Source organism: Alphaproteobacteria bacterium (assembly GCA_025210155.1).
Lineage (GTDB): Bacteria > Pseudomonadota > Alphaproteobacteria > Rs-D84 > CASDRH01 > JAOASE01.
In genome coordinates, this window is record JAOASE010000004.1 from 43,509 (window position 1) to 66,855 (window position 23,347).

Annotated in this window: 32 protein-coding genes and 1 pseudogene; 4 read left to right on the forward strand and 29 right to left on the reverse strand. The window is 32.7% G+C overall.

Features of this window, described 5'->3' with window-relative positions:
• Window positions 1–31: 31 nt before the first annotated feature.
• A complete protein-coding gene (kdsB, locus tag N4A44_01200) occupies window positions 32–796 on the reverse strand; it encodes a 3-deoxy-manno-octulosonate cytidylyltransferase (protein MCT4552262.1) in 765 nt (254 codons plus the stop codon).
• Window positions 797–1,153: 357 nt separating this feature from the next.
• On the opposite strand from kdsB, the gene N4A44_01205 reads away from it, so the two are divergent.
• Window positions 1,154–1,402, forward strand: a complete 249-nt coding sequence (locus N4A44_01205) for a hypothetical protein (protein MCT4552263.1) — start codon at window positions 1,154–1,156, stop codon at window positions 1,400–1,402.
• Window positions 1,403–1,659: 257 nt separating this feature from the next.
• Here N4A44_01205 and rplQ read toward each other — a convergent pair.
• The 26 genes and pseudogenes from rplQ to rpsJ form a co-directional block, all read right to left on the reverse strand.
• Window positions 1,660–2,061: pseudogene (rplQ, locus tag N4A44_01210) on the reverse strand (50S ribosomal protein L17).
• Between the two features lie 118 nt (window positions 2,062–2,179).
• On the reverse strand, window positions 2,180–3,196 hold the full coding sequence (locus tag N4A44_01215; GenBank protein MCT4552264.1) for a DNA-directed RNA polymerase subunit alpha: 1,017 nt from the start codon (window positions 3,194–3,196) through the stop codon (window positions 2,180–2,182).
• Window positions 3,197–3,274: 78 nt separating this feature from the next.
• Window positions 3,275–3,661, reverse strand: a complete 387-nt coding sequence (rpsK, locus tag N4A44_01220) for a 30S ribosomal protein S11 (protein ID MCT4552265.1) — start codon at window positions 3,659–3,661, stop codon at window positions 3,275–3,277.
• Between the two features lie 17 nt (window positions 3,662–3,678).
• Window positions 3,679–4,047, reverse strand: a complete 369-nt coding sequence (gene rpsM / locus N4A44_01225; GenBank protein ID MCT4552266.1) for a 30S ribosomal protein S13 — start codon at window positions 4,045–4,047, stop codon at window positions 3,679–3,681.
• A 202-nt stretch (window positions 4,048–4,249) separates the two neighbouring features.
• On the reverse strand, window positions 4,250–5,581 hold the full coding sequence (secY, locus tag N4A44_01230; protein MCT4552267.1) for a preprotein translocase subunit SecY: 1,332 nt from the start codon (window positions 5,579–5,581) through the stop codon (window positions 4,250–4,252).
• Window positions 5,582–5,592: 11 nt separating this feature from the next.
• A complete protein-coding gene (gene rplO, locus N4A44_01235; protein ID MCT4552268.1) occupies window positions 5,593–6,135 on the reverse strand; it encodes a 50S ribosomal protein L15 in 543 nt (180 codons plus the stop codon).
• Between the two features lie 30 nt (window positions 6,136–6,165).
• On the reverse strand, window positions 6,166–6,348 hold the full coding sequence (rpmD, locus tag N4A44_01240; protein ID MCT4552269.1) for a 50S ribosomal protein L30: 183 nt from the start codon (window positions 6,346–6,348) through the stop codon (window positions 6,166–6,168).
• Window positions 6,349–6,365: 17 nt separating this feature from the next.
• A complete protein-coding gene (gene rpsE, locus N4A44_01245; protein MCT4552270.1) occupies window positions 6,366–6,923 on the reverse strand; it encodes a 30S ribosomal protein S5 in 558 nt (185 codons plus the stop codon).
• An 18-nt stretch (window positions 6,924–6,941) separates the two neighbouring features.
• Complete coding sequence (gene rplR / locus N4A44_01250) at window positions 6,942–7,289, reverse strand: 50S ribosomal protein L18 (protein ID MCT4552271.1); 348 nt, start codon at window positions 7,287–7,289, stop codon at window positions 6,942–6,944.
• A 48-nt stretch (window positions 7,290–7,337) separates the two neighbouring features.
• Window positions 7,338–7,877: a 50S ribosomal protein L6 gene (gene rplF / locus N4A44_01255; protein ID MCT4552272.1), complete on the reverse strand. Its 540-nt coding sequence runs from the start codon at window positions 7,875–7,877 to the stop codon at window positions 7,338–7,340.
• A 22-nt stretch (window positions 7,878–7,899) separates the two neighbouring features.
• Entirely contained in the window at window positions 7,900–8,298 is a 399-nt protein-coding gene (rpsH, locus tag N4A44_01260) for a 30S ribosomal protein S8 (protein MCT4552273.1), read from the reverse strand.
• Between the two features lie 101 nt (window positions 8,299–8,399).
• Window positions 8,400–8,705 (reverse strand): 30S ribosomal protein S14, encoded by a 306-nt coding sequence (gene rpsN, locus N4A44_01265; protein MCT4552274.1) that lies wholly within the window; start codon window positions 8,703–8,705, stop codon window positions 8,400–8,402.
• A gap of 17 nt (window positions 8,706–8,722) precedes the next feature.
• A complete protein-coding gene (rplE, locus tag N4A44_01270; GenBank protein MCT4552275.1) occupies window positions 8,723–9,262 on the reverse strand; it encodes a 50S ribosomal protein L5 in 540 nt (179 codons plus the stop codon).
• A gap of 66 nt (window positions 9,263–9,328) precedes the next feature.
• Window positions 9,329–9,655 (reverse strand): 50S ribosomal protein L24, encoded by a 327-nt coding sequence (rplX, locus tag N4A44_01275; GenBank protein ID MCT4552276.1) that lies wholly within the window; start codon window positions 9,653–9,655, stop codon window positions 9,329–9,331.
• A gap of 28 nt (window positions 9,656–9,683) precedes the next feature.
• Window positions 9,684–10,049 carry a 50S ribosomal protein L14 gene (gene rplN, locus N4A44_01280; GenBank protein MCT4552277.1) on the reverse strand — a complete coding sequence of 122 codons (366 nt, stop codon included), beginning with the start codon at window positions 10,047–10,049 and terminating at the stop codon, window positions 9,684–9,686.
• 25 nt (window positions 10,050–10,074) lie between these two features.
• Window positions 10,075–10,314: a 30S ribosomal protein S17 gene (rpsQ, locus tag N4A44_01285; protein MCT4552278.1), complete on the reverse strand. Its 240-nt coding sequence runs from the start codon at window positions 10,312–10,314 to the stop codon at window positions 10,075–10,077.
• The gene (gene rpmC / locus N4A44_01290) at window positions 10,314–10,538 is read right to left on the reverse strand and encodes a 50S ribosomal protein L29 (GenBank protein ID MCT4552279.1); all 225 of its coding nucleotides are present in this window, start codon (window positions 10,536–10,538) and stop codon (window positions 10,314–10,316) included. Before rpmC ends, rpsQ begins: the two co-directional genes overlap by 1 nt.
• Before the next feature lie 50 nt (window positions 10,539–10,588).
• The gene (gene rplP, locus N4A44_01295) at window positions 10,589–11,005 is read right to left on the reverse strand and encodes a 50S ribosomal protein L16 (protein MCT4552280.1); all 417 of its coding nucleotides are present in this window, start codon (window positions 11,003–11,005) and stop codon (window positions 10,589–10,591) included.
• Window positions 11,006–11,050: 45 nt separating this feature from the next.
• On the reverse strand, window positions 11,051–11,716 hold the full coding sequence (gene rpsC / locus N4A44_01300) for a 30S ribosomal protein S3 (protein MCT4552281.1): 666 nt from the start codon (window positions 11,714–11,716) through the stop codon (window positions 11,051–11,053).
• Between the two features lie 13 nt (window positions 11,717–11,729).
• Complete coding sequence (gene rplV, locus N4A44_01305; protein ID MCT4552282.1) at window positions 11,730–12,143, reverse strand: 50S ribosomal protein L22; 414 nt, start codon at window positions 12,141–12,143, stop codon at window positions 11,730–11,732.
• 20 nt (window positions 12,144–12,163) lie between these two features.
• On the reverse strand, window positions 12,164–12,442 hold the full coding sequence (gene rpsS / locus N4A44_01310; GenBank protein MCT4552283.1) for a 30S ribosomal protein S19: 279 nt from the start codon (window positions 12,440–12,442) through the stop codon (window positions 12,164–12,166).
• Between the two features lie 21 nt (window positions 12,443–12,463).
• Window positions 12,464–13,297 carry a 50S ribosomal protein L2 gene (rplB, locus tag N4A44_01315; GenBank protein MCT4552284.1) on the reverse strand — a complete coding sequence of 278 codons (834 nt, stop codon included), beginning with the start codon at window positions 13,295–13,297 and terminating at the stop codon, window positions 12,464–12,466.
• Between the two features lie 25 nt (window positions 13,298–13,322).
• Window positions 13,323–13,646, reverse strand: coding sequence for a 50S ribosomal protein L23 (rplW, locus tag N4A44_01320; GenBank protein ID MCT4552285.1), 324 nt, complete (start codon window positions 13,644–13,646; stop codon window positions 13,323–13,325).
• A 13-nt stretch (window positions 13,647–13,659) separates the two neighbouring features.
• Complete coding sequence (gene rplD, locus N4A44_01325; protein MCT4552286.1) at window positions 13,660–14,283, reverse strand: 50S ribosomal protein L4; 624 nt, start codon at window positions 14,281–14,283, stop codon at window positions 13,660–13,662.
• 12 nt (window positions 14,284–14,295) lie between these two features.
• Entirely contained in the window at window positions 14,296–14,967 is a 672-nt protein-coding gene (gene rplC / locus N4A44_01330; protein ID MCT4552287.1) for a 50S ribosomal protein L3, read from the reverse strand.
• Window positions 14,968–14,990: 23 nt separating this feature from the next.
• Window positions 14,991–15,299 (reverse strand): 30S ribosomal protein S10, encoded by a 309-nt coding sequence (gene rpsJ / locus N4A44_01335; GenBank protein ID MCT4552288.1) that lies wholly within the window; start codon window positions 15,297–15,299, stop codon window positions 14,991–14,993.
• 342 nt (window positions 15,300–15,641) lie between these two features.
• Between rpsJ and N4A44_01340 the strand changes: the two genes are divergently transcribed.
• Entirely contained in the window at window positions 15,642–16,094 is a 453-nt protein-coding gene (locus N4A44_01340; protein MCT4552289.1) for a hypothetical protein, read from the forward strand.
• Between the two features lie 366 nt (window positions 16,095–16,460).
• Here N4A44_01340 and fusA read toward each other — a convergent pair whose 3' ends face one another.
• Together fusA and N4A44_01350 are read right to left on the reverse strand one after the other, a co-directional pair.
• Complete coding sequence (gene fusA / locus N4A44_01345; protein MCT4552290.1) at window positions 16,461–18,545, reverse strand: elongation factor G; 2,085 nt, start codon at window positions 18,543–18,545, stop codon at window positions 16,461–16,463.
• Window positions 18,546–18,681: 136 nt separating this feature from the next.
• Window positions 18,682–20,019, reverse strand: coding sequence for an MATE family efflux transporter (locus N4A44_01350; GenBank protein ID MCT4552291.1), 1,338 nt, complete (start codon window positions 20,017–20,019; stop codon window positions 18,682–18,684).
• 679 nt (window positions 20,020–20,698) lie between these two features.
• Between N4A44_01350 and N4A44_01355 the strand changes: the two genes are divergently transcribed.
• Together N4A44_01355 and nrdR are read left to right on the forward strand one after the other, a co-directional pair.
• A complete protein-coding gene (locus tag N4A44_01355) occupies window positions 20,699–22,741 on the forward strand; it encodes a ComEC family competence protein (GenBank protein ID MCT4552292.1) in 2,043 nt (680 codons plus the stop codon).
• A 135-nt stretch (window positions 22,742–22,876) separates the two neighbouring features.
• Window positions 22,877–23,335 (forward strand): transcriptional regulator NrdR, encoded by a 459-nt coding sequence (nrdR, locus tag N4A44_01360; GenBank protein ID MCT4552293.1) that lies wholly within the window; start codon window positions 22,877–22,879, stop codon window positions 23,333–23,335.
• Window positions 23,336–23,347 lie beyond the last annotated feature (12 nt).

A 23,347-nucleotide genomic window follows, 5' to 3' on the forward strand; every position in this document is an offset into this window, starting at 1 on the left:
ATGGAGGGACTTTATTCCCTCCAGTGATTTCTTATTTAATGTATTTTCTACAAAGTTCTAATTCTTCTGGAGTATCTACGTCTGCAGGTGCTTCCTTAATTAGTTTTATCTCTTTTAGAAGTTTAACATAAATTGACATGCCTAGTTCCATAACTCTAAGTTGCTCAAGCATTTCTCTTTTTTCTAAAATGCCAACTGGAGATGAAATGAACTTTTTAAGAGATTCTACTTTGTAAACGTAAATTCCTACGTGGTCGTAAATTTCTCTTTTATTATCTGCATCTCTGTCGAATGGAATTAAAGATCTTGAGAAGTATAAAGCCCTTGCTTCATCTTCACCTTCTTTAAAACCAGCGGCTACTTTTACAAAGTTTGGTTGATAGTAATCTTTTTCATCCATTATCTTTACTGGAGTTGTTACATCAGCGCCTGTCTTTTCTTGTAGTTCTACAAGAGCTGTAATTGCGTTAGGATTAACGTTAATAGCGTCTCCTTGGAAAGATACTGCTCTATCATATTTTGTTCCATCTGGATCTATCTTTTGTAGAGCTGCGTAGATTCTATCTGAACCTGAAGGAAGAGTTGGATCTGTTAAGATTGCTTCTCCACCGTTTTTAACTATTTCTTCTACAATTTCAGGATCGCCTGCTGCAACACATACATCGTAGTCAGTCATATTTTTAACGTTTTCGTAAATTCTTAAAATCATTGATTTGCCGTTGATATCAGCAAGAGGTTTGTTTGGACATCTAGTCGAAGCAAGACGAGATGGTATAAATACTATTGTTTTTGACATTGTATATTCCTTATTATATCAAGGTTTTCAAATTTTTGATTAACTAATCGTAAAAGGTAATTATGTCGAGTATTAATTATACACTTCCAAATTACTTTTATATCTATTTAATTCAAAACTTCAAAAACTCTAAAACTAACCTTTTAGGAAAGTTTTTCGTTAATTTATAGTTCGTTCTTGGACGAACCGTATAAATTTGCCTTTCTTAATATTTATAGCTTACCTTTAGAAAGCTGTATAAATTCATAAGTTTAGCTTTGTTATTTTGAGGTATTATAATAAAAAATGCAAGGAAAAAATTTAATATATATTTAAATTAGTATTTATGGTATAATCTATTAAAAATTTGGAGGAGTTATGGAACTTTATAATATAATTGGTGGAATTGGTGTTTTTCTATTAATACTGGATTATTTTTTATTAGAAACTGGTAGAGTTAAACCTCATGATATTTCTTATTGTGGGATAAATATTGCTGCCTGCGTATGCGTTCTTTATTCTTTAGCATTCGCATGGAATCTACCCTCTTTTATAATTCAAGTATCTTTTATTGCTATAAGTATATATGGTATTAACAGAGGCATAAAGGATAGAAAAAAAGGTTAATTTAGAATTCACTCTATTTATAAAAAAAACTCCCTATTGGGAGCTTTTTTATTTTTTGCTGTAAGGCATTTAGTCTTGGACTACTTACCTCTACCACTAGCTTTTTGAACTGTAGCTTTTGGAGCTGACTTAGTTGAAGCTGCTTTTTTAGCTGTAGATTTTGCAACTTTTGGAGTTGTATCTTTAGCTACTGCTGGAGCTTCTGCTTTTGGAGCAGCTGCTTCCATTTGTTTTTGCATTTCAGCAATTACTGCTTTTTCTGCTGCAACTTGAGCTTTTTGTTTAGCACCTTTAGCATCTTCGTTTCTTTCAACGTATTCAATGATTGCCATAGGAGCAGCGTCACCGTATCTGAAACCAGCTTTTAATACTCTTGTATATCCACCGTTTCTATCAGCGTATCTTTTACCTAATTCGTTGAATAGTTTTTTAACTGATTCTTCACATCTTAAGAAAGCGAATGCTTGTCTTCTTGATGCTAATGTATCTTTTTTAGCTAATGTGATCATCTTATCAGCAAAAGTTCTTAGGTCTTTCGCTTTTGGCAAAGTTGTTTTGATTTGTTCATGTTCGATTAATGCACAAACCATGTTTGAAAGCATTGCTTTTCTGTGTGATGATGTTCTATTTAATTTTCTTCCTGACATTCTGTGTCTCATTGTAGTATACCTTTCTTCTTTTGCTTTACATCAACTTGTGATGTGGATTTAATTTCATCTTGCCCTCACCTAATAGCTTAAGCGAAAGGCAAGATTAAATAATTATTTTATTGAATTATTAGCTATATGGATTTTCATATTTTTTAGCTAGTTCTTCAATGTTCTCTGGTCTCCACCCTTCTACTTTCATACCAAGGTGTAAGCCCATAGCTTCTAGTTGACTCTTAATTTCGTTTAGAGATTTTCTACCGAAGTTAGGAGTTTTCAACATATCGTTTTCAGTTTTTTGAACTAGATCTCCAATGTAAAGGATTTCGTCGTTCTTTAAGCAGTTGTCTGCTCTAACTGATAATTCTAGTTCATCTACTTTTTTCAATAGAGCCTTAGGGAATGGTAGTTCTTCTTCTACTTCTTCCGCTGTAACTGTTTCAGGATCTTCAAAGTTGATGAATAATGTTGCTTGATCAGTCATGATTCTAGCTGCTAATGCAACTGCATCTTCTGGAGTCATAGCACCATTTGTTTTAACTGTTAGTTCTAGTTTGTCGAAGTCTGTTCTTTGACCAACTCTGGCTGGTGATACTTTGTAAGCAACGTTTAGAACTGGTGAGAAGATTGCGTCTAAAGAAATGTATCCGATAGGTGCGTTTTCTACTTTTAGTTCTTCTGAAGTTTTATAACCTTTGTTTGTATCAGCAAATAGTTCGATATTAATTTCGCCTTTGCCGTCTAGGTTACAAAGTACCAAGTCTTTGTTTAGAACTTCTACGCCATTAGCTTCTTCGATGTCGCCTGCAGTAACTACGCAAGGACCAGTTGCTTTTAACGTTAATTTCTTTTGTCCCATAGAATGTGATTTTAAGCTAACTTGTTTTAAGTTAAGCATAAATTCTATGATATCTTCTTTCATACCTACTTTTGATGAGAATTCATGTAAAACGCCATCAATTTTCATTCCTACAAGAGCTGTACCTTGTAAAGATGATAGTAAGATTCTTCTTAAAGCTGTTCCTAAAGTCAGACCGTAGCCTCTCTCCAATGGTTCTGCAACTAAAACAGCTTCATTTTCTCTCGCTGTTTTTTCAATTGTTACTTTTTCTGGTTTTATTAGATCTTGCCAATTATGTTCTATCACTGTATTATCTCCCATGTTTGGATTTGGACTATATTTTTTTGTTCGCTTTGAAAACCAAAGCAAGGGTTAATTAAAAAATTAAACCCTTCTAGCTTTCTTAGCTCTACAACCGTTGTGTGGTACTTTAGTTATGTCAACGATAGTTTGAACAACTAGACCAGCTGATTGTAAACCTCTGATTGCAGCTTCTCTACCAGAACCTGGACCGTGAGTTTTAACTTCAACGCTTTTCATTCCATGTTCCATAGCTTTTTTAGCCGCATCTTCTGCAGTGATTGTTGCAGCATATGGTGTAGCTTTTTTAGCACCTTTGAAGCCGTGGCAACCTGATGTAGACCAGCTTACTACTGAACCTGAAAGGTCTGTAATTGTGATTCTTGTGTTATTGAAAGTAGCTAAAACGTGTGCAATTCCAGCAGGAACGTTTTTTCTTTCTCTTTTTTTAACTTTTGATACTGTAGCCATTTTTAATTAACTCCTAACTATTTCTTCTTACCTGCTATCGCAACGGCTTTACCTTTACGAGTTCTAGCATTAGTTCTAGTATTTTGACCTCTTACTGGAAGTCTTTTAGTGTGTCTGATACCTCTGTAACATCTAAGATCTTGAAGTCTTTTGATATTCATAGAAACTTCTCTTCTTTTGTCACCTTCCACACTGTATGTAGAGTCGATTAAATCACGGATTTTGATAATTTGATCATCTGTTAATGATGAAACTCTCATATCGTCTTTAATTTTTAATTTTTTGCAGATTTCTACTGCTGTTGTTCTTCCAATTCCATAAATATAAGTAAGAGCAATAACAACTCTCTTTTCATTTGGAATATTTACACCTGATATACGTGCCAATTTTTGTCTCCTTGAGTATTATCTTAAAAATTGTTTTTATATTATGCAATCTGTACTAAATGTCAATAAAAAAGTTTCTTTTTATTTCATCGCCGGGTCAGCTCAACAAAAAGATCTCGAGTAAATGCTTTTTCATGTCAAATAGATGATTTACACCTTTGGGTTTTGCTGAGAGGTTACCTTTTGCTCTCAGCGCGCAACCTTATCTAAATCTTCTTTTTTGTTTACCAGCAGATTTCATGATAGCTTCATACTGGCTAGAGATTAGATGAGATTGAATTTGTGAAATTGTTTCCATAATAACGTTTACTATGATTAACAATCCTGTTCCGCTTATCAACATAACACCAAAGTTTCCTGTTACATAGTCTGGTAATAAGCAGATTACTGCTAGGAAGCCAGCTCCGAAAACTGTTAGTCTAGTTGTTATATAATCAAAGTATTTAGCAGTTGATTCACCTGGTCTAATTCCTGGGATGAATGCTCCACTGTCTTTTAAATTTTCTGCTGTTTCTTCTGGATTAAAGTGCAATGATGCAAACATAAATGAGAAGAATACTATTAATAAACCTACTACTATGATATAAGTTAAGCTTCCGATTTGTAGGAATGAGTTAACTAATTGTAGTGAGTTAGATTGTACGCCTGCTTTACTTAAGAAAGTAGCAATAAGAGCTGGGATACCTACTAGCGATTGAGCGAAGATTGGAGGTAATACACCTGCAAGGTTTAGCTTCAATGGCATGTGTGTCATATTTTGGTTACCCATCATATTAGCTCTTTTTGGATAATGGATTGATATTCTTCTTTGAGCCATTTCTACGAAAACAGTTACGTAGAATAATGCTAGAATACCTGCAATAATAGCCATTAATGTTATAGGTTGGATTTGACCAACATTAGCTAATTGAGTTAATTGCATAAATCTTGTTGGGAATGTAGTTATGATACCAGCAAAGATTATTAATGATGATCCTTGTCCAATACCTTTAATAGTGATTTGCTCACCCATCCACATAACAAGCATAGTACCTGCTAGTAATGAAACCATTGTTGAAAAGATGAAAAATCCACCTGGGTTTATTACAGCACCTTCTGTTGCCATAAGTCCCATAGCCATACCGTAACCTTGGATTAAACAAATCAAGATTGTTAGATATCTAGTGTATTGATTTATCTTTTGTTGACCTGAAGGACCTTCTTTTCTTAGTTGAGAAAGTGACGGTGTAACAAAAGTCATCATTTGCATAATGATTGATGCAGAGATGTAAGGTATGATGTTCAATGCGAAAATCGTCATTCTAGATAACGCACCACCAGTGAATGAGTTAAAGATATCTAGTAATCCAGACCCCTCACCTGAGAATAATTCTTTCAACGCAGACGCATCAACACCTGGTAATGGTATGAAAGAACCCACTCTATAAATTATTAAGACCATGATTGTGAAGAAAATCCTCTGTTTTAAAGCAGAAGATTTCTTCAAATCTGTCATTGATATGCTTGATGCTATTTTTTCAGCAATAGAACTCATATGCAATCACCTTATTTTTTAGATTTATTTTTCTTTTCTAATCTAGAAACTTTTTCTTTGTTTTTAGCAGGAAGTTTACCTTCTACTTTTTTAGCTTCGATAAGTTTCACAGATCCACCAGCTTTTTCAACAGCTTCTTTAGCACTGTCTGAACATTTAGCTACTTCTAATTTTAAAGCTGATTTAACTTCACCTTTAGCAATAACTTTAACGCCGTTTTTAGCTTTTGAAATTACGCCTGCTTCTACTAGAGTAGCTTCGTTAATTTTAGCTGATGCTTTTAATTTTTTGCTATCTACAGCTGCTTGTAATTTTTCTAAAGTTACTACAGCGTAAACTTTTTTGAATACAAAGTTTGAGAAACCTCTAGTTGGTAATCTTCTGTGTAAAGGAGTTTGTCCACCTTCGAAACCATTGATAGATACGCCTTCTCTAGATTTTTGTCCTTTGTGACCTCTACCAGCAGTTTTACCTTTACCTGATCCGATACCTCTACCAACTCTCATTTTAGAGCTTTTAGCACCTTTGTTGTCTGATAACATATTTAATTTCATTTTTTAATTCCTTTTTTTAAAATTTTTATATTATTCAACAATTTCTACCAAGTGAGATACTTTTTTAACCATACCTCTAACTTCTGGCGTGTCTTTTAATTGTTTTGTAGAATTAATACCTCTCAAGCCTAAGCCTTTAACAGTAGCTCTTTGTTTTTCATTTCTACCGATAACGCTTTTTACTTGTCTTACTGTAATCATTTTATCTGCCATCTTTGTTACCTCTTAAACTATTTAGCTTCTTTTTCTTCTTTTACTAATTTAAGATTGATGTCTCTTCTGTTAGTAATTTCGTTTACTTTAAGACCTCTTCTGTCTGCAACTGATTTAGGAGAAAGAGTTCCTTCTAAAGCTTTGAAAGTTGCTCTGATCATGTTATGAGGGTTTGATGTACCTAATGATTTTGCTACGATATCTTGGATACCTAATACTTCGAATACAGCACGCATTGGACCACCAGCGATAATACCTGTACCTGAAGGAGCTGATCTTAATACTACTCTACCAGCACCAAATGTTGCTTTAACGTCTGAGTGTAAAGTTCTACCTTCTTTTAATGGTACTTTAATCATGTTCTTTTTAGCTGCTTCTGTAGCTTTTTTAACCGCAGTTGGAACTTCGATTGCTTTTCCTGTACCGAAACCTACTTTACCATTTTTGTCACCAACAACTACGATAGCTGCGAAAGACATGTTTTTACCACCTTTAACAACTTTTGTAACTCTGTTGATGAAAACTAATTTATCAAATAGACCATCATCTGCTTTTTTATTTTGTTTTATAGCCATTTTATTATTTCCCTTTTATTAAAATTCTAAACCGTTTTCTCTAGCAGCATCAGCCAAAGCTTTAACTCTTCCGTGATATTTAACACCACTTTTATCGAAGATTACTTTAGAGATTTTTTCTTTTTTAGCTAGTTTAGCTATTTCTGCACCTACAAGTTTCGCAGCTTCAATACCGTAAGTTTTTTCAGCTTTGAAGTCTTTTGATTTTGTAGAGAAAGAGCATAATGTTTTAGCTTCTTTATCACAAACTATTTGAGCATAGATGTTTTTTAAAGTTCTGTTAACAACTAGTCTTGGAAGACCACCTTTGTTATTCTTTTTTAACTGGTATCTTGCTCTAGCTTTTCTTTTATCAGATAAGTTCATTTCTTTATTCCTTATATAATTTTATCTATTTCTGGTTTTTACCGAAGATTATTTCTTCTTACCTTCTTTTCTACGAACATATTCGCCTTTGTATCTAATACCTTTTCCTTTGTATGGTTCAGGTTTTCTGTAGGCTCTGATTTCTGATGCAACTTGTCCAACTAATTGTTTATCTGCAGAAGTTAATTTAATTTCTGTAGCACTTGGACATTCTGCTTTAACACCTTCTGGAAGTTTGTAAATAACTTCGTGAGAGAATGCTAAAGATAAGTTTAATGCATTACCTTGTAGTTGAGCTTTATAACCAACACCTTTTAGTTCTAGTTCTTTAGTGAAACCTTCAGAAACACCAACTACTGCGTTGTTAATATTAGCTCTAGTTGTTCCCCACATAGCTGTAGAAAATTTGTCATTTTCTTTAACTGGAGCAACGATTACCTTGTTATCTTCTATTTTTACTGTAACAGCGCTAGGTACTATAGCAACTCTTTGCTCACCTAATTTACCTTTAACAACTACTTCGTTGTTTTCGATAGAAACTGTAACGCCGTCTTTGATCTCTACTGGATATTTTCCAACTCTTGACATCTTAAATTTCCTTATTCTCTAATTAAAATACTGTACAAATGATTTCGCCACCAAGGTTCTTTTCTCTAGCAGTATGATCCGCCATAACACCTTGTGCAGTTGAAAGTATCGCAACACCCAAACCGTTCATAACAGCAGGAATTTCAGCTGATTTGCTGTATACTCTTCTACCTGGTTTAGAAACTTTTTTAACTTCTTTGATTGCGCCTTCGCCTTCGAAATATCTAAGAGTAATAGTTAATTCTTTAACACCAGCTCTTAATTCTTTTTCGTCGTAGCTTGTAATGAAACCTTCTTCTTTAAGAACTTCTAAAACAGCTTTTCTTAATTTAGAAGATGGGCACGCTACTGATTCTTTTTTTGCCATTTGACCATTTCTGATTCTGGCTAACATATCTGCAATTGTATCTGAAATTTGCATTTTTCTTTTCCTTTTCTTACAGTATCCCTTGTGGGACTTATAAAAATTAATATTATATTACAACATCTTTGGCATCAATAATTGTAACAGATTTTATTAGATTACCAGCTTGATTTTCTTACGCCTGGTAACTTACCTTCATTCGCAAGCTCTCTAAGAGCGATTCTGCTGATTTTGAACTTTCTGTAGAAACCTCTAGGTCTTCCAGTGATTTCACATCTGTTTCTAATTCTTGTAGCAGATGAATTTTTAGGTAATTTGTCTAGAGCCATATTAGCCTTTACTCTGTCTTGAGCAGAAGCGTTTTTATCTCTAGCTATAGCTAATAGTTTCTTTCTTTTAGCAGAAAATTTAGCTACTAATTTTTTTCTTTTTTCGTTTCTGTTGATCATTCCAACTTTTGCCATAATCTCAATCCTTCTAATTAGTTAAAAAACGGGAAGTTAAACATAGATAATAAAGCTTTAGCTTCTTCATCATTTTTTGCAGTTGTAGAAACTACGATATCCATACCTCTGATTTTATCGATTTTGTCATAGTCGATTTCAGGGAATATAATTTGTTCTTTAATACCGAATGCATAGTTTCCGTTTCCGTCGAAAGATTTACCGTTAATACCACGGAAGTCTTTTGTTCTTGGCAACGCAACATTGATTAATCTGTCTAAGAATTGGTACATGTTTTCTCTTCTTAGAGTAACTTTAACACCAATTGGCATACCTTCTCTTAATTTGAAAGATGCAACTGATTTTTTAGCTTTACAAACAACTGGTTTTTGACCTGCGATTCTTGTCATATCATCTACAGCACCGTTAATTCTTTTTTTATCGTCAGTAGCTTCACCTACTCTCATATTTAAAACGATTTTATCTAGTTTTGGAATTTGGTAATCATGAGAATAACCAAATTTCTCTTTCATTTCTTTTTTAATTTTTTCTACGTATAAGTCGTGTAACCTAGCCATTTTATTTTTCCTTCAATTTGCTGTGCCCCAGTCGGGCATCCAATATTGCGCCTAACCTTGTGAAGCTTAAGCGATTACTTCACCAGTTCTTTTAGAAACTCTTACTTTTTTACCATCTTCTAAAGTTTTATAACCAACTTTAGTAGCTTTGCCGTCTTTTGGATCAACTAAAGCAACATTTGATGCGTTGATTGGTTTTTCAATTTCAACGATACCTGCTTTTTTACCCATAGCGTCAGCTTTTTGGTGTTTTTTAACGATATTAATTCCAGCCACGATAACTTTGTTTTCTTTTGGCATAGATTTAACAACTTTACCTTTTTGACCTTTGTTTTTACCAGTCAAAACGATTACTTCGTCATCTTTTTTAACTTTTAACTTAATATTAGTCATTGTTCTATATTCCTTCTTAATATTTAAATTATAGTACTTCTGGAGCTAGAGATACTATCTTTTGGAATTTACCTCTAAGTTCTCTTGCCACAGGGCCAAAGATACGAGTTCCGATTGGCTCTAAGTTTGTGTTCAACAATACTGCTGAATTGTGATCGAACTTTAATGAAGAACCATCTTTTCTTTTAATTTCTTTAGCTGTTCTAACAACTACAGCTTTGTAAACTTTTCCTTTTTCAGCTTTACCTCTAGGAATAGCGTCTTTAACAGAAACTACAATAACATCACCGATAGAAGCATATCTTCTTTTAGAACCGCCCAATACCTTAATACATTGAACAGATTTTGCTCCTGAGTTATCTGCAACGTCTAAAACTGTTTGCATTTGTATCATATCTAAATACCTCTTACCTTACTTTTTATTTTTTATCTTCAACTAACAATTCCCAAGTTTTAGTCTTAGAAAAAGGTTTAGTTTCTATAATTTTTACTATTTCACCAACTTTTGCAACATTTTTTTCATCATGTGCGTGAAATTTTTTGTTACTTTTAATGAATTTTTTATAAAGTGGGTGTTTGAATTTTCTTTCAACGTCAACCACGATAGTTTTATCCATCTTAGTACTTACTACTGTTCCTTGCAAAACTCTTTTTGGCATTATTTTGCTCCTTCTTTAATATTTTGCTTTTTAGCTTCTGTTTGAAAAGTTTTTAATCTAGCGATATCTCTTCTTACTTTTCTAATTTCTGAAACGTTGCTTAACTTTCCAGTTGCTAAACCAAATCTCAAGTTCATTAAAGTTTTCTTTAACTCAACGATTTTTTCTTGCATTTGATCAACAGTCGCTGTTCTCAATTTTAAAATGTCGTTCTTTTTAGCCATCTTATATAACCCTTTTTATAATGTTTTTGCAACACTTTTTTTTATTTTTTTTATTCGAATTCTCTTCTAGCTACGAATTTACATTTAACTGGAAGTTTGTAAGCTGCTGCAGTCAAAGCTTTTTCAGCTATATCAGCAGGTACACCGTCTAGTTCGAAGATTACTCTACCTGGTTTAACTCTGCAAGCCCAGTAATCTACAGCACCTTTACCCTTACCTTGTCTTACACCGATTGCTTTTGATGTAACTGGAAGATCTGGGAAGATTCTAATCCAAAGCTTACCTTGTCTTTTCATTGTTCTAGATACAACTCTTCTGGCAGCCTCAATTTGTCTTGAGTTAACTCTTTCAGATGATAGAGCTTTTAGACCGAATTTACCAAAGCTTAGTTCAGTTCCGCCTTTAGCCTCACCTCTAATTCTGCCTTTGTGCATTTTTCTAAATTTTGTTCTTTTTGGCATTAACATTTTCTATATTCCTTATATTTTTCGTCTTAACAATAAATCTTTTTATTATTTTTTACCTTTTGCAGGTGCTTTTTCTTCAACATAAGTTGTTTTATCGCCAGTATAAATCCAAACTTTAATTCCGATAACGCCGTAAGTTGTATTTGCTCTTGCGATTCCGTAAGAAATGTCAGATCTTAAAGTATGAAGAGGAATTCTTCCTTCTTTTGACCACTCAACTCTTGCGATTTCAGCACCATTTAAACGACCACCGATAGAAACTTTAATACCTTTAGCGCCCATTCTCATAGCATCTTGTAAAGCTCTTTTCATTGCTCTCTTATATGAAATTCTTTTTTCAATTTGTCTAGCAATGTTTTCAGCTGTGATTTTTGCATCTAATTCAGGTTTTTTAACTTCAACGATGTTTAATACAACATCACCTTCCGCTACTTTTTGAACTTCTTTTTTAAGAGTTTCAATTCCCTCACCTTTTTTACCGATGATAACACCAGGACGAGATGCGTGAATGTTAATAACAGCTTTCTTAGAAGATCTTTCAATAACAACTTTTGATAAACCAGCTGATGCCAACCTTTTTTCTAAGAATTTTCTGATTTTAATATCATTATGCAATAATTTAGCATAATCTTTTTTCTCAGCGAACCATTTTGATCCCCAAGTTTTGTTAATAGTTAATCTTAGACCTATTGGATTAATTTTTTGTCCCATATCTAGTACCTTCTTATTTAGCTTCTTTTACTTTAGCTGTTTTTTTTGCTTCAACTGTTGGAGCTTTTTCTTCAACAACAATAGTTAAATTTGCAAAGTGTTTGAACACTTTAGCTGCACGGCCTCTAGCTCTAGCACGAAATCTTTTTAATTTCATTGCTTTTCCAACATAAGCTTCTGACACGATCAATCTATCAACATCTAAGCCGTGATTTTTTTCTGCATTAGCCATTGCTGAAAGAACTGCTTTTTTAACTTCGTTAGCAACTCTTTTCTTAGAGAAAGTCAATAAGTTAAGTGCTGTTTCAACGTTCTTACCTCTAATTAAACCAGCAACTAGGTTTAATTTTTGAGGAGATGTTTTCAACATTTTTACGAAAACTCTCGCTTGATTCTTTTCGATTCCATATCTTTTTGTTTCAGTCATTTTTTCAAACTTCCCTTATATTATTTCTTTTTAGCTTTTTTATCAGCGCCGTGACCATAATAATTTCTAGTCGGAGCGAACTCACCTAGCTTATGACCAATCATTTCTTCACTTACTAATACAGGAACGAATTTGTTTCCATTATGAACAGCGAATGTTAAGTCAACCATGTTAGGTAGAATAGTTGATGCTCTTGACCAAGTTTTAATTGGTTTTCTGTTGTTTTCAGCGTTTGCTTTTTCAACTTTTTTCAAAAGCGACGGGTGTATGTAAGGCCCTTTCCAAACTGATCTTGTCATTTTTCTAATTCCTTTTATTTATTATTTCTTTTTAGCTTTATGTCTTGTAGTGATAATAAATTTATCAGTTCTCTTATTACTTCTAGTTTTAACACCACGAGTTTTCTTACCCCAAGGAGTAACAGGATGCACACCGAAGTTAACACCTTCACCACCACCATGTCTGTGGTCGATTGGGTTCATGGCAGTACCTCTAACAGTTGGTCTAACGCCCATCCATCTTTTTCTACCAGCTTTACCGATTTTAACGTTTCTGTTATCAGGGTTTGATACAACACCGATAGTTGCGAAACATTCAGATCTAACCAATCTTAATTCACCTGAAGATAATTTAATTTGAGTGTAATCACCATCTTTACCTGCTAATTGAGCATATGCACCAGCAGATCTAGCTAATTGACCACCTTTACCAGGTTGTAATTCAATGTTATGAATAATTGTACCAACTGGAATCGCTTTTAATGGAAGCGCATTACCTGGTTTAATATCTGCAGTTTCTGAAGTTACAATTTTATCACCAACTTGTAATTTTTGTGGAGCTAAAATATATCTTTTTTCACCGTCTTTGTAGTTAACCAATGCGATAAATGCAGTTCTATTTGGATCATATTCCAATCTTTCTACAACACCTTCAACACCAACTTTATTTCTTTTGAAATCAATGATTCTATAAAGTTTTTTGTGTCCACCACCAATATGTCTAGTAGTAATTCTACCAGTATTGTTTCTACCACCAGTTCTTTTCAAACCAGCAGTCAATGACTTTTCAGGTCTACCTTTGTAAAGTTCAGATCTATCGATAAGAACTAGACTTCTCATACCAGGTGTAATCGGTTTAAACGTCTTTAATGCCATTTTTCTATACCTTCTTAATTATTCTTTATTTAACATTTTCTGTTATATCTATGTTAGAACCTTCTTTTAGAGTAACGTAAGCTTTCTTAAAGTCAGCTTTTTTACCTCTAACGCCTCTAAATACTCTTCTTTTACCAGATTGGTTCAATGTGTTCACAGAAACAACCTCAGCACCATAAATAGATTCTACAGCATTCTTAATTTCTTCTTTTGTTGCACTAGTAGCTACTTGGAAAGCAATCTTTCCATGAGAAGCAACTAAAGTACCCTTCTCTGTAATCAAAGGTTTTACTAGAACTGTAAAATCTCTTTCTGTAGCTTTTTTTATTGTCTTTTTAGTTTCAGCCATTTTCTAAATTCCTTTATTTCGCAAATCTTGCTTCAAGTTTTGCAACAGCTTCTTTAGTTAAAACTAACTTTTCATGTTTCAAGATATCATAAACGTTTGCACCTTGAACTGGAAGAACGTCAGCATGTTTAATATTAGCAGATGACTTTTTGAAGTTTTCATCAAGAGCTTCACCACCAATAACTAATACTTTATCTAAACCTAATTTTGTGAATTGGGCTTTTAAAGTTTTAGCACTTGCTGCTTTAGTTTTTTCACTGTCGATAACGATTAAGTTCTTTTCTTTCATTTTAGAAGATAAAGCCATTTTCAAACCTAAAGCTCTAACTTTCTTTTGAAGAGAAAAACCGTGATCTCTTACTACAGGACCGTGTATCTTACCACCACCTCTCATATGATGAGATCTTAGCGAACCTTGTCTTGCAGCACCAGTGCCTTTTTGTTTAAAAGGTTTTTTACCAGTTCCAGATACTTCTGAAACAACTTTAACCTTGTGATTACCAGATCTTCTTTTAGCTAATTGCCAAAGAACAACCCTGTGTAATATACTTTTTTGAGGATCCAATCCGAAAATATCTTTTGATAGATCGATTTGTTCAACAACTTTATTATCTAATGTTAATACATCTAATTTCATAATCTACCTCTCTTAAGCTTTCAATACCGCTGGAACAGGCAAATCTTTTTGTTCTTTTTTAACCGCGTCTTTAATTACAACGTAAGAACCTTTAGATCCTGGTACAGCACCTTTTACTAAAATTAAACCATTTTCAACATCAGTAGATACAACTTTTAAGTTTAAAGTAGATTGTAGTTCATCACCATAGTGACCAGCCATCTTCTTACCTTTGAAAACTCTACCTGGGTCTTGACATTGACCAGTTGAACCGTGAGATCTATGCGAGATAGATACACCGTGAGTAGCTTCTAAACCACCAAAGTTCCATCTTTTCATAGCGCCGGCAAAACCTTTACCCTTAGTATATGCTTGGCAATCTACGAATTGACCATCAACAAAGTGATTAGCAGCTAATTCGTCGCCAGCTTTTAATAAACAATCTTTTGAAACGCGGAATTCTACAAGCTTTCTTAAAGCATCAACTCCATTCTTTGCGAAATGACCTTTCAATGATTTTGAAATATGCTTATCTTTAGCAGCTTCAAAACCCAATTGAACAGCATCATAACCATCTTTTTCTTCAGTTTTTGCACAAACAACTTTACAGCCATTCATTTGCAAAACTGTAACAGGTACGTGAGCATTATTTTCATCAAACACCCTAGTCATACCTATTTTTTTAGCTATTAAACCAGTTCTCATTTTATTTTCCTATACTTACCTTTTTATAGTTCTATTTTAACTTCTACACCAGATGAAAGTTCTAACTTTCCAAGAGCGTCAACAGTTTGTGGATTTGGATCCAAAATATCGATAATTCTTTTACAAGTTCTTATTTCGAATTGTTCTCTTGACTCTTTGTTTACGTGCCAAGATTTGTTAACTGTAAAGCACTCTCTTTTTCTAGGAAGAGGTATAGGCCCTTTCACAGTAGCGCCAGTTCTTTTAGCTGTATTCACTATTTCTTTAGTGCTTTCATCTAAGGCGTTGTGATCAAAGGCTTTTAATTTGATTCTTATACTAGAATTTAACATCTATTCTAATTCCTTTAATAATTTTAAATAATCCGCAGCTTATCAGGGGTTTCCTATATAGTTCTGCGAGTTCTTAAATTTCAATTACTTACATGGATTCTTTGCTGAACCTATGCAAGTGATTTGAAAATATATCCTTTTGAATTTAAATGCAAGGAAAAAATGTAAAAAAATCAACTTTTTTTGATTCCCTATTATAAATGCAAAATAAATGGTGTAAATTAGTGATTTTTCTAATAAAAAATCTCAAACAACACACCAACATAATGGTTAATTATTTTTTTCTTGACATATATTCTTCCACTGGTAAAATACCTGTAAATACTTATTAAATGTTAAAATATGAAACAAATACTATTAGACTTATCAAGTCTAGGCGAGATAACAATCTCCATGAAAAAAACTGAGAATGAAATTACCTTTCAAATAAAAAGAGAGGAAGAAGAGCACTATAAAGTGGAAATAAAGTCTTCAAACCCTAAGAAAGATAAAGATTTCTCAAAAAGTATCGAGAAATGGTCCCTTCTCCCAAGACACAATGAGAAACCACTTTCAAAGGAAGAGTTAAAATCTTTTATTGAAACCCTACAGGCATTCATTTCTGCATACATTCCTTCAATAGAAGATGTACACATAACACCTACAATTGTGAAATTTAAAAAAGAATATGAGCATGGCTTTATATTCAATCCGGAAATTCCACATGAGGCGCTTGAGTATTGCGAAGCTGTTGATATAAACAAAATTGGATTCAAATTAAAAGAATTGCTGGATATCAGATTTAAAAAATCTTAACAAATCTGATAAAGAAAACAAAAGCTCCTAGTTACAGGAGCTTTTTTAATAAAAAATCCTCCGCTGACTAAACGGAGGAACCGATGGTCCGGCTTTACCATTTTCGTTCGCCACTACCAATGGTTCTGAAAGAGGCGTTGATTACAAGGACTGGTCAAGCCCCCTCTTTCGAATTGCGACTTTACCATCCAAAATGATAGCAGCTGTCGCGTCCTGTGTTAATTGATAATTTGAAATACGATTTGTCTCCAAATCTGATCAAGAGTTATCTTTAAAAAGAATTAGTGTGAGGATTGAATCTAGCCTTAAATTCTATCTCACACTATTTCTTGTGGGCATAGCCCGGGTTTAAATATTATTTATCTTTTATTCGCCTTTTGCTTTAGCGATAATTTCTTCTGCTACGTTGTTTGGAACTTCAGCATAGTGACTGAATACCATTCCGAACACAGCTCTACCTTGAGACATAGATCTTAAAGTATTAACGTAACCGAACATGTTTGCTAGAGGAACTTTAGCAGTAACTACTCTAACGTTATGTCTTGTATTCATTTCAGCAACTTGACCTCTTCTAGAGTTGATGTCACCGATAATGTCACCCATGTATTCTTCTGGAGTTTCTACTTCAACTTCCATCATAGGTTCTAGTAATTTAGGTTTCGCTGATTTAGCTGCTTCTCTGAATGCTGCTCTTGCTGCGATTTCGAATGCTAGAACTGAAGAGTCAACGTCATGGTAAGCACCGTCTTCTAATGTAGCTTTAAAGTCTTCACAAGGGAAACCTGCTAGCACACCAGTTTGCATTGCTGATTTCAAACCTTTTTCAACACCTGGGATGTATTCTTTTGGAACGTTACCACCAGTGATAGTAGATTCGAATTCAAAACCGAAACCAGGTTCTTGTGGTTCAAACTTGATCTTAACTTTCGCGAATTGACCAGATCCACCAGATTGCTTCTTGTGAGTGTAGTCTTGAGTAACTTCTTGAGAGATTGTTTCTCTGTATGCCACTTGTGGAGCACCAACGTTACATTCAACTTTAAATTCTCTTCTCATTCTGTCTACGATAATGTCTAAGTGTAACTCACCCATACCTTTAATGATTGTTTGACCAGATTCTTGATCAGTAGTAACTCTGAAAGAAGGATCTTCTTTAGACAATCTTTGAAGAGCTATAGACATTTTTTCGATGTCAGCTTTAGTTTTTGGCTCAACAGCTACTTCAATAACTGGTTCTAGAGCATCAATAGATTCTAGGATGATTTGGTGAGATGAATCAGCCAATGTATCACCTGTGTTAGTATCTTTCATACCTACTAGAGCTACGATATCACCTGCATAAGCTTCTTTGATTTCTTCTCTTGTGTTCGCGTGCATTAATAACATACGACCAATTCTTTCTTTTTTACCTTGGTTAACGTTCATCACATAAGAACCTGATTCTAGTTTACCAGAATAAACTCTTGCGAATGTTAATGAACCAACATATGGATCGTTTGCGATTTTAAATCCTAATACAGCTAGAGGTTCATCATCACTTGCTTTTCTTGCAAGAGGAACTTCTTTATTTTTAGGATCAACACCTTCGATAGATGCGATATCTGTAGGAGCTGGTAAGTAATCAATAACAGCGTCTAATAATGGTTGAACACCTTTATTTTTAAATGCAGTACCACAAAGAACTGGGATAACCTCCATTGTTAAAACACCTTTTCTAATAGCGCCCTTAAGCTCTTCAACAGAAATTTCACCTGTGTCTAGGTATTTTTCCATAAGTGCTTCATCCATTTCAACAGCTTTTTCTATTAGCTTTTCTCTCCATTCTGCACATTTTTCTTTTAAGTCAGCTGGAATTTCTACTACATCGTAGTTAGCACCCATTTCTTCATTAGTCCAGATGTAAGCTTTATTTTCAACAAGATCAACTAAACCTTTGAAATTTTCTTCTGCACCAATTGGATATTGGATAGCGATACCATTTGTAGAAAGTCTATCTTGGATCATACCAACACACATTTCAAAGTCAGCACCCATTCTGTCCATTTTGTTAATGAAACACATTCTAGGAACTTTATATTTGTCTGCTTGTCTCCAAACTGTTTCTGTTTGAGATTGAACACCTGATACAGATTCGAATACTGCTACAGCACCGTCTAATACTCTAAGAGATCTTTCAACTTCCATTGTAAAGTCAACGTGGCCTGGTGTATCGATGATGTTAATTCTGTGGTCATTCCAGAAACAAGTTGTTGCAGCTGAAGTAATTGTAATACCTCTTTCTTGCTCTTGTTCCATCCAGTCCATAGTTGCTTCACCTTCGTGAACCTCACCTATTTTGTGTGATTTACCAGTGTAGAATAAAATTCTTTCAGTACATGTAGTCTTACCCGCGTCGATGTGCGCCATAATACCAATGTTTCTGTATTTTTCAATTGGTGTTTTTCTTGCCATTTTTTGGTTTCTCCATTTTATATTCTTCGCATTGTTTTTGCGAGGTTTTTTGAAATTTCGTTTTTTATAACAATTTTAATTATAAATTGCAAGCGAAAAGAATAAATATGAATAGAAAATATTAAAAGATCTATTTTTATTTAACTAACAATTTTTTCAAAGTTGATTTCATTTTAAAATAAGAATGTAAACCAACTAAAAATTTAGAAAGTGACAATCCTATTATAGCACCATTAATACCAAATAAATATGCTCCTAAATAAATTGATGATGATATACTTATAAATTGAATTAATGCACTTATTACAGAGTATTTTAATTTTCCCATAAGGCTCCATAGAGCATGTCCTTCCATTATTAAAATATGAGACATATATGAAAAACTTGTTATTAGAAGATAATTTTTACCGTATTGAATTATTTCTGGATTATCTGTGAATATGCTAACTAAACTTCCGCCTATCAGGTAGAAAGTTGCTGAACAAGCTAAAGAATATATAATTCCAAAATTAGACACATAGTTTAATGCCTTTTTAATTCTGCTATAATTTTTAACACCTATATTTTGCCCAACAAATGTACTTAATGCTATTGCTGAGGCAATCGTTATTATAATAAAGAAACCTTCGATCTTGGTTGCCGCTCCAATCCCTGCTATTGCATCTAATGATATAGAAGAAATTGTTTTGTTTAAAACCACAGGGAAAAAACCTATTAGGATATAATAGAATGAAGAAGTTGCAGATATCTTTAATACATTGTTTAGAAGTGGTTTGAAATTTTTGAATACTCTTTTATCAAGACAAAGCATATTTCCTTTTAGCATTTTAGCCGTCATGTAGACAACTGCGACCACTCTACTTAAAGAAGTCGCTAGAGATGCGCCAAAGATTCCTGTTGCTGGTATTATGAAAAATCCGAAAATAAAAATTGGGTCTAAAATTGTGTTTGTTAAAAAACTTAATACTAGGGAATTTCTTGGAGTTTTTGAATCTCCTTTTGCAAAAAATAATTTTTCTCCAACTATTGTATAAATAACACATGGAACTGCTAAGAACCATATGTGCATGTATTTTAAAATCATAGGCATAGATTCTTGATCCGCTCCAGTTTGTAAGAATATGTCTTTGCAAAATATCAAACCAAGAATGGAAATTAATATTCCAAAAACTATAGCTATCATTAAAATTTGTGATGAGACTATTTTTGTCTCCTCTATTTTCTTTTGACCGACATATTTACTTGATAGATTCAGAGCTGCCATTCCGAAGCCAAATAGAAGATTTAAAACTGACATAACTATTGGGCCGATAAATCCCATTGCGATTAGAGCTTTTTTTCCTAGCATAGATATAAAGTATGTATCTACAAATTGAAATGTCATTATCATTAACATCGCAGTCATAGCTGGAATTGCAAATTTTATTAATTGTGATTTTATATTACCTTCTGTGAAATTTATCGCTTTAGACATTTCATACCTTCATTTTATATTTTATTAGCCAGATTAATATATGTATGAGATATAAAATTGCAAGATAATTCTTTTAAATTCAAATAGTATTTACCCCTATTATTTTGTCCTAATAGTATAATTATTTGGAAATATTCAGCATATTTTAAGTTTTGATAAATTGAGTCTTTTTAAAAAGATTCGACACTGTGGTTAAAGTTATGATTCAATTTTAAAAATTAAATCTTATATATGATACTCTTCCCTATAACTTGTTGAAGTAGAGATTCAATTTAAGACTCTTAAATGGCGTTTTTAGGTATCGATTCTAAATTGCTATTTTTAGGTTAAATTTGATTAATTAAAGTTATGATTCAATTTTTGTTTAGGATATGTTTCTCTTGCTTTATTCAAAATGAAGTTGTAATTATGTGTTTATAATTAATTTAGAATTATGGAAATTATGGGTTTTATAGAGTATATAAATAAGCATTTTTTAGATGCCAAACAAAGCTTAACAAACTACTTCTTTGAGGATTTCGATAGAGGTATTTTGTGGTTATTTATATTATTTTGTTTTGGAAACGCTATATACTTTGCGCTACCCTATATTCCTTCAATACACTTGATTAGAAAGGTTTTTATCATTAATCTAATACTATTTATATGCTCTATTTTTATTGCTAGAAAACGAGATAGTGTGAATATAGTATTTACTAAGAACTTTCTGTTGTTGGCATTATTTTTTATTGGTGGATTTTTAAATATTTCGGAGTCTATTCAAACTAGTAAAACTGTTTTCTTAAAGGAAAGATTCAAAAAAACCTTTGTTAGTGGGAGAGTTAGAAAAGTTGAAGTGTTAGATGGTGTTTATAGGATACTTATTGATAGGGTTTGGATACCTGAAGTTGATAAAAAAGAACTTCCGTCCTCCCTTAGAGTGAAGACTAGAAATCAAGATTTTTATCCTGAAATCGGTAAGTATATAAAGTTTACTGGAGCTGTTTCACCTCCACCTACGGCTTCTACTTTGAGAGGATTTAACTTTGCTAGATATGCTTATTTTAAAAATATTGGTGGGGTTGGAAGTGTCTTTTATGGATTAAAATATCATGAAAAATTCATGAAATCTAGGCACAGAAAACCAGATTATTTTTGGGAAAAAATGTCTTTTTGGGTTGAAAATTTAAGGCGTGATGTAAACCTAAAAATAGATCAAAAACTTGAAAGAGGAGATACTAAACAGATAACACATTCTCTTGTTAGTGGAGAAAGATACTCTGCTGGATTTGATCTTTCTGATAAATTTTTGACAGCTGGAATAACTCATATTTTATCTATATCTGGCTTTCATATGGGTATTATTGCATTTATGAGTTTCTTCTTAATTAGGCTAGTTGTTATTAGGATAAAGTATCTATCTTTAAGGTATGATGCGAAGAATATTTCTTTGTTTATTAGTATAATTCCTATTACATTTTATATGCTAATTTCAGGGGCTAGATTGCCAACCGTAAGAGCATATATAATGTGTTTGATATTTATACTGGTTATGATGTTTGGTAGAAGCCCATTCTCTAAAAGAAGTGTTTTTATATCCGCATTTCTTATTGTTTTATTCGCTCCTGCTTCAGTTATTAACCCTGGATTTTTGATGAGTTTTTCTTCCGTTTTGGCTCTAATTTCTATATATGAAAACTTTCCATATTACGCTAGAATCTCCGCAAAATACTTTCATATTAAAAATGGAAATAATAGGTTTAAGGAAAGCAAATTCTTTAAAAGCGTTAAAAAAATTGGATACTTTTTCTATTTGAACTTTTTAACAAATATAACTGCTTGGATGTTTACACTTCCTTTCGCTATATATTTCTTTAAGAAAACTAGTTTGATTTCGGTTCTCTCAAACATAATTATTGTGCCTATATTTTCTTTCATAGTAATGCCTTTAATACTTTTATTCTATTTGGTTTACTTTATAGATCCTTTGAAAAACTTGATTTTAATGGCATTAAAATGTTCTATTGATTTGATGGTTTGGATAATAGATTGGATAGTTGGGTTTTATCAAAGTCCTATTCTTACGCCTGCATTGCCTCAGGAATTCATTTGGTTTATTTCTGCTGGATTACTTTGGTTTTTTGTTTGGAAATCTAAATGGAAGAAATGGGGATTGCTTTTAGTACTTGTAGGATTATCTACTATATTTAACATGAAAAAGCCTGATTTAATTATATCTAAAAGTTCTAATATTATGACATTTGTTATGGATAATAATGAGGGATTAGCTTTTAAGAATATAAGAAAAGGAAGAATGAGCACCTATTCTTTAATTAGTATATCTGAGGAGTTTGCATTTGATAAGAGTAATTTAAAGAAGTTTAAGAATAATGGGAAAAAACTTCTTTGTGAGAAGGATTTTTGTAAGTTTGATAAGAAAGGAAGTAAAATTCTTTATCTAACGGATTATTTTAAATATCCTGAAAATTTTAGTAAACTTGGAGATTTATGCAAATTTGATATTATTTTAAATGTAGATGAGAATGGTTACTTTGGACGTAAGATTGTAGATAGATTTGAGGACTGCAGCAATAAAGATAAAAAGCTTATTACTAAAAATAATGTTAAAGAAGCTTCTATTGTGGAAGTTTTTATCTCTGATAAAATTGATGCTGGAAATAGTAAAATAGAAATTAAAACTTTTAAGAATATGTTTGGGCATTTTATATGGAATAAAATATGATTATATATTCTTAGAATATCGATTCTATCCCGATTCCCATTAGGGTATCCCTATATTTTTTGCCTTTACTTTATCCTTTAAATTTACTATAATTTATTTATGTCGACTAAAAAATATTGAAGGGAACTTAGAAATATGAAATGTCCATTTTGTGGAAATATAGAAACCCAAGTTAAAGATTCTAGGCAAAGTGAAGATGGTACTAATATAAGAAGAAGAAGATTTTGCCCTAATTGCGATGGTAGATTTACTACCTTTGAAAGATTGCAGCTTAGAGATATCTCTGTTGAAAAAAGTGATGGAAAAATTGTTCCGTTTGATAAAGAGAAACTTCATAAATCTATTAAATTAGCTGTGAATAAGAGAAATGTTTCTGATGAAAAAATTGAAAGCATTGTTAATTCTATTGTTAAGGAATTAGAAATGTCAGGGCAAACTTCTATTACATCTCGTAATATTGGTGAGAAATTGATGGAAGAGCTAGAAAAAGTTGATATTGTTGCTTATATTAGATTTGCATCTGTTTATAAAAACTTTTCTAAGAAAGAAGATTTTAATGATTTTTTAGACAAGATTAAAAACAATATTAAATAAAATTAATAATCT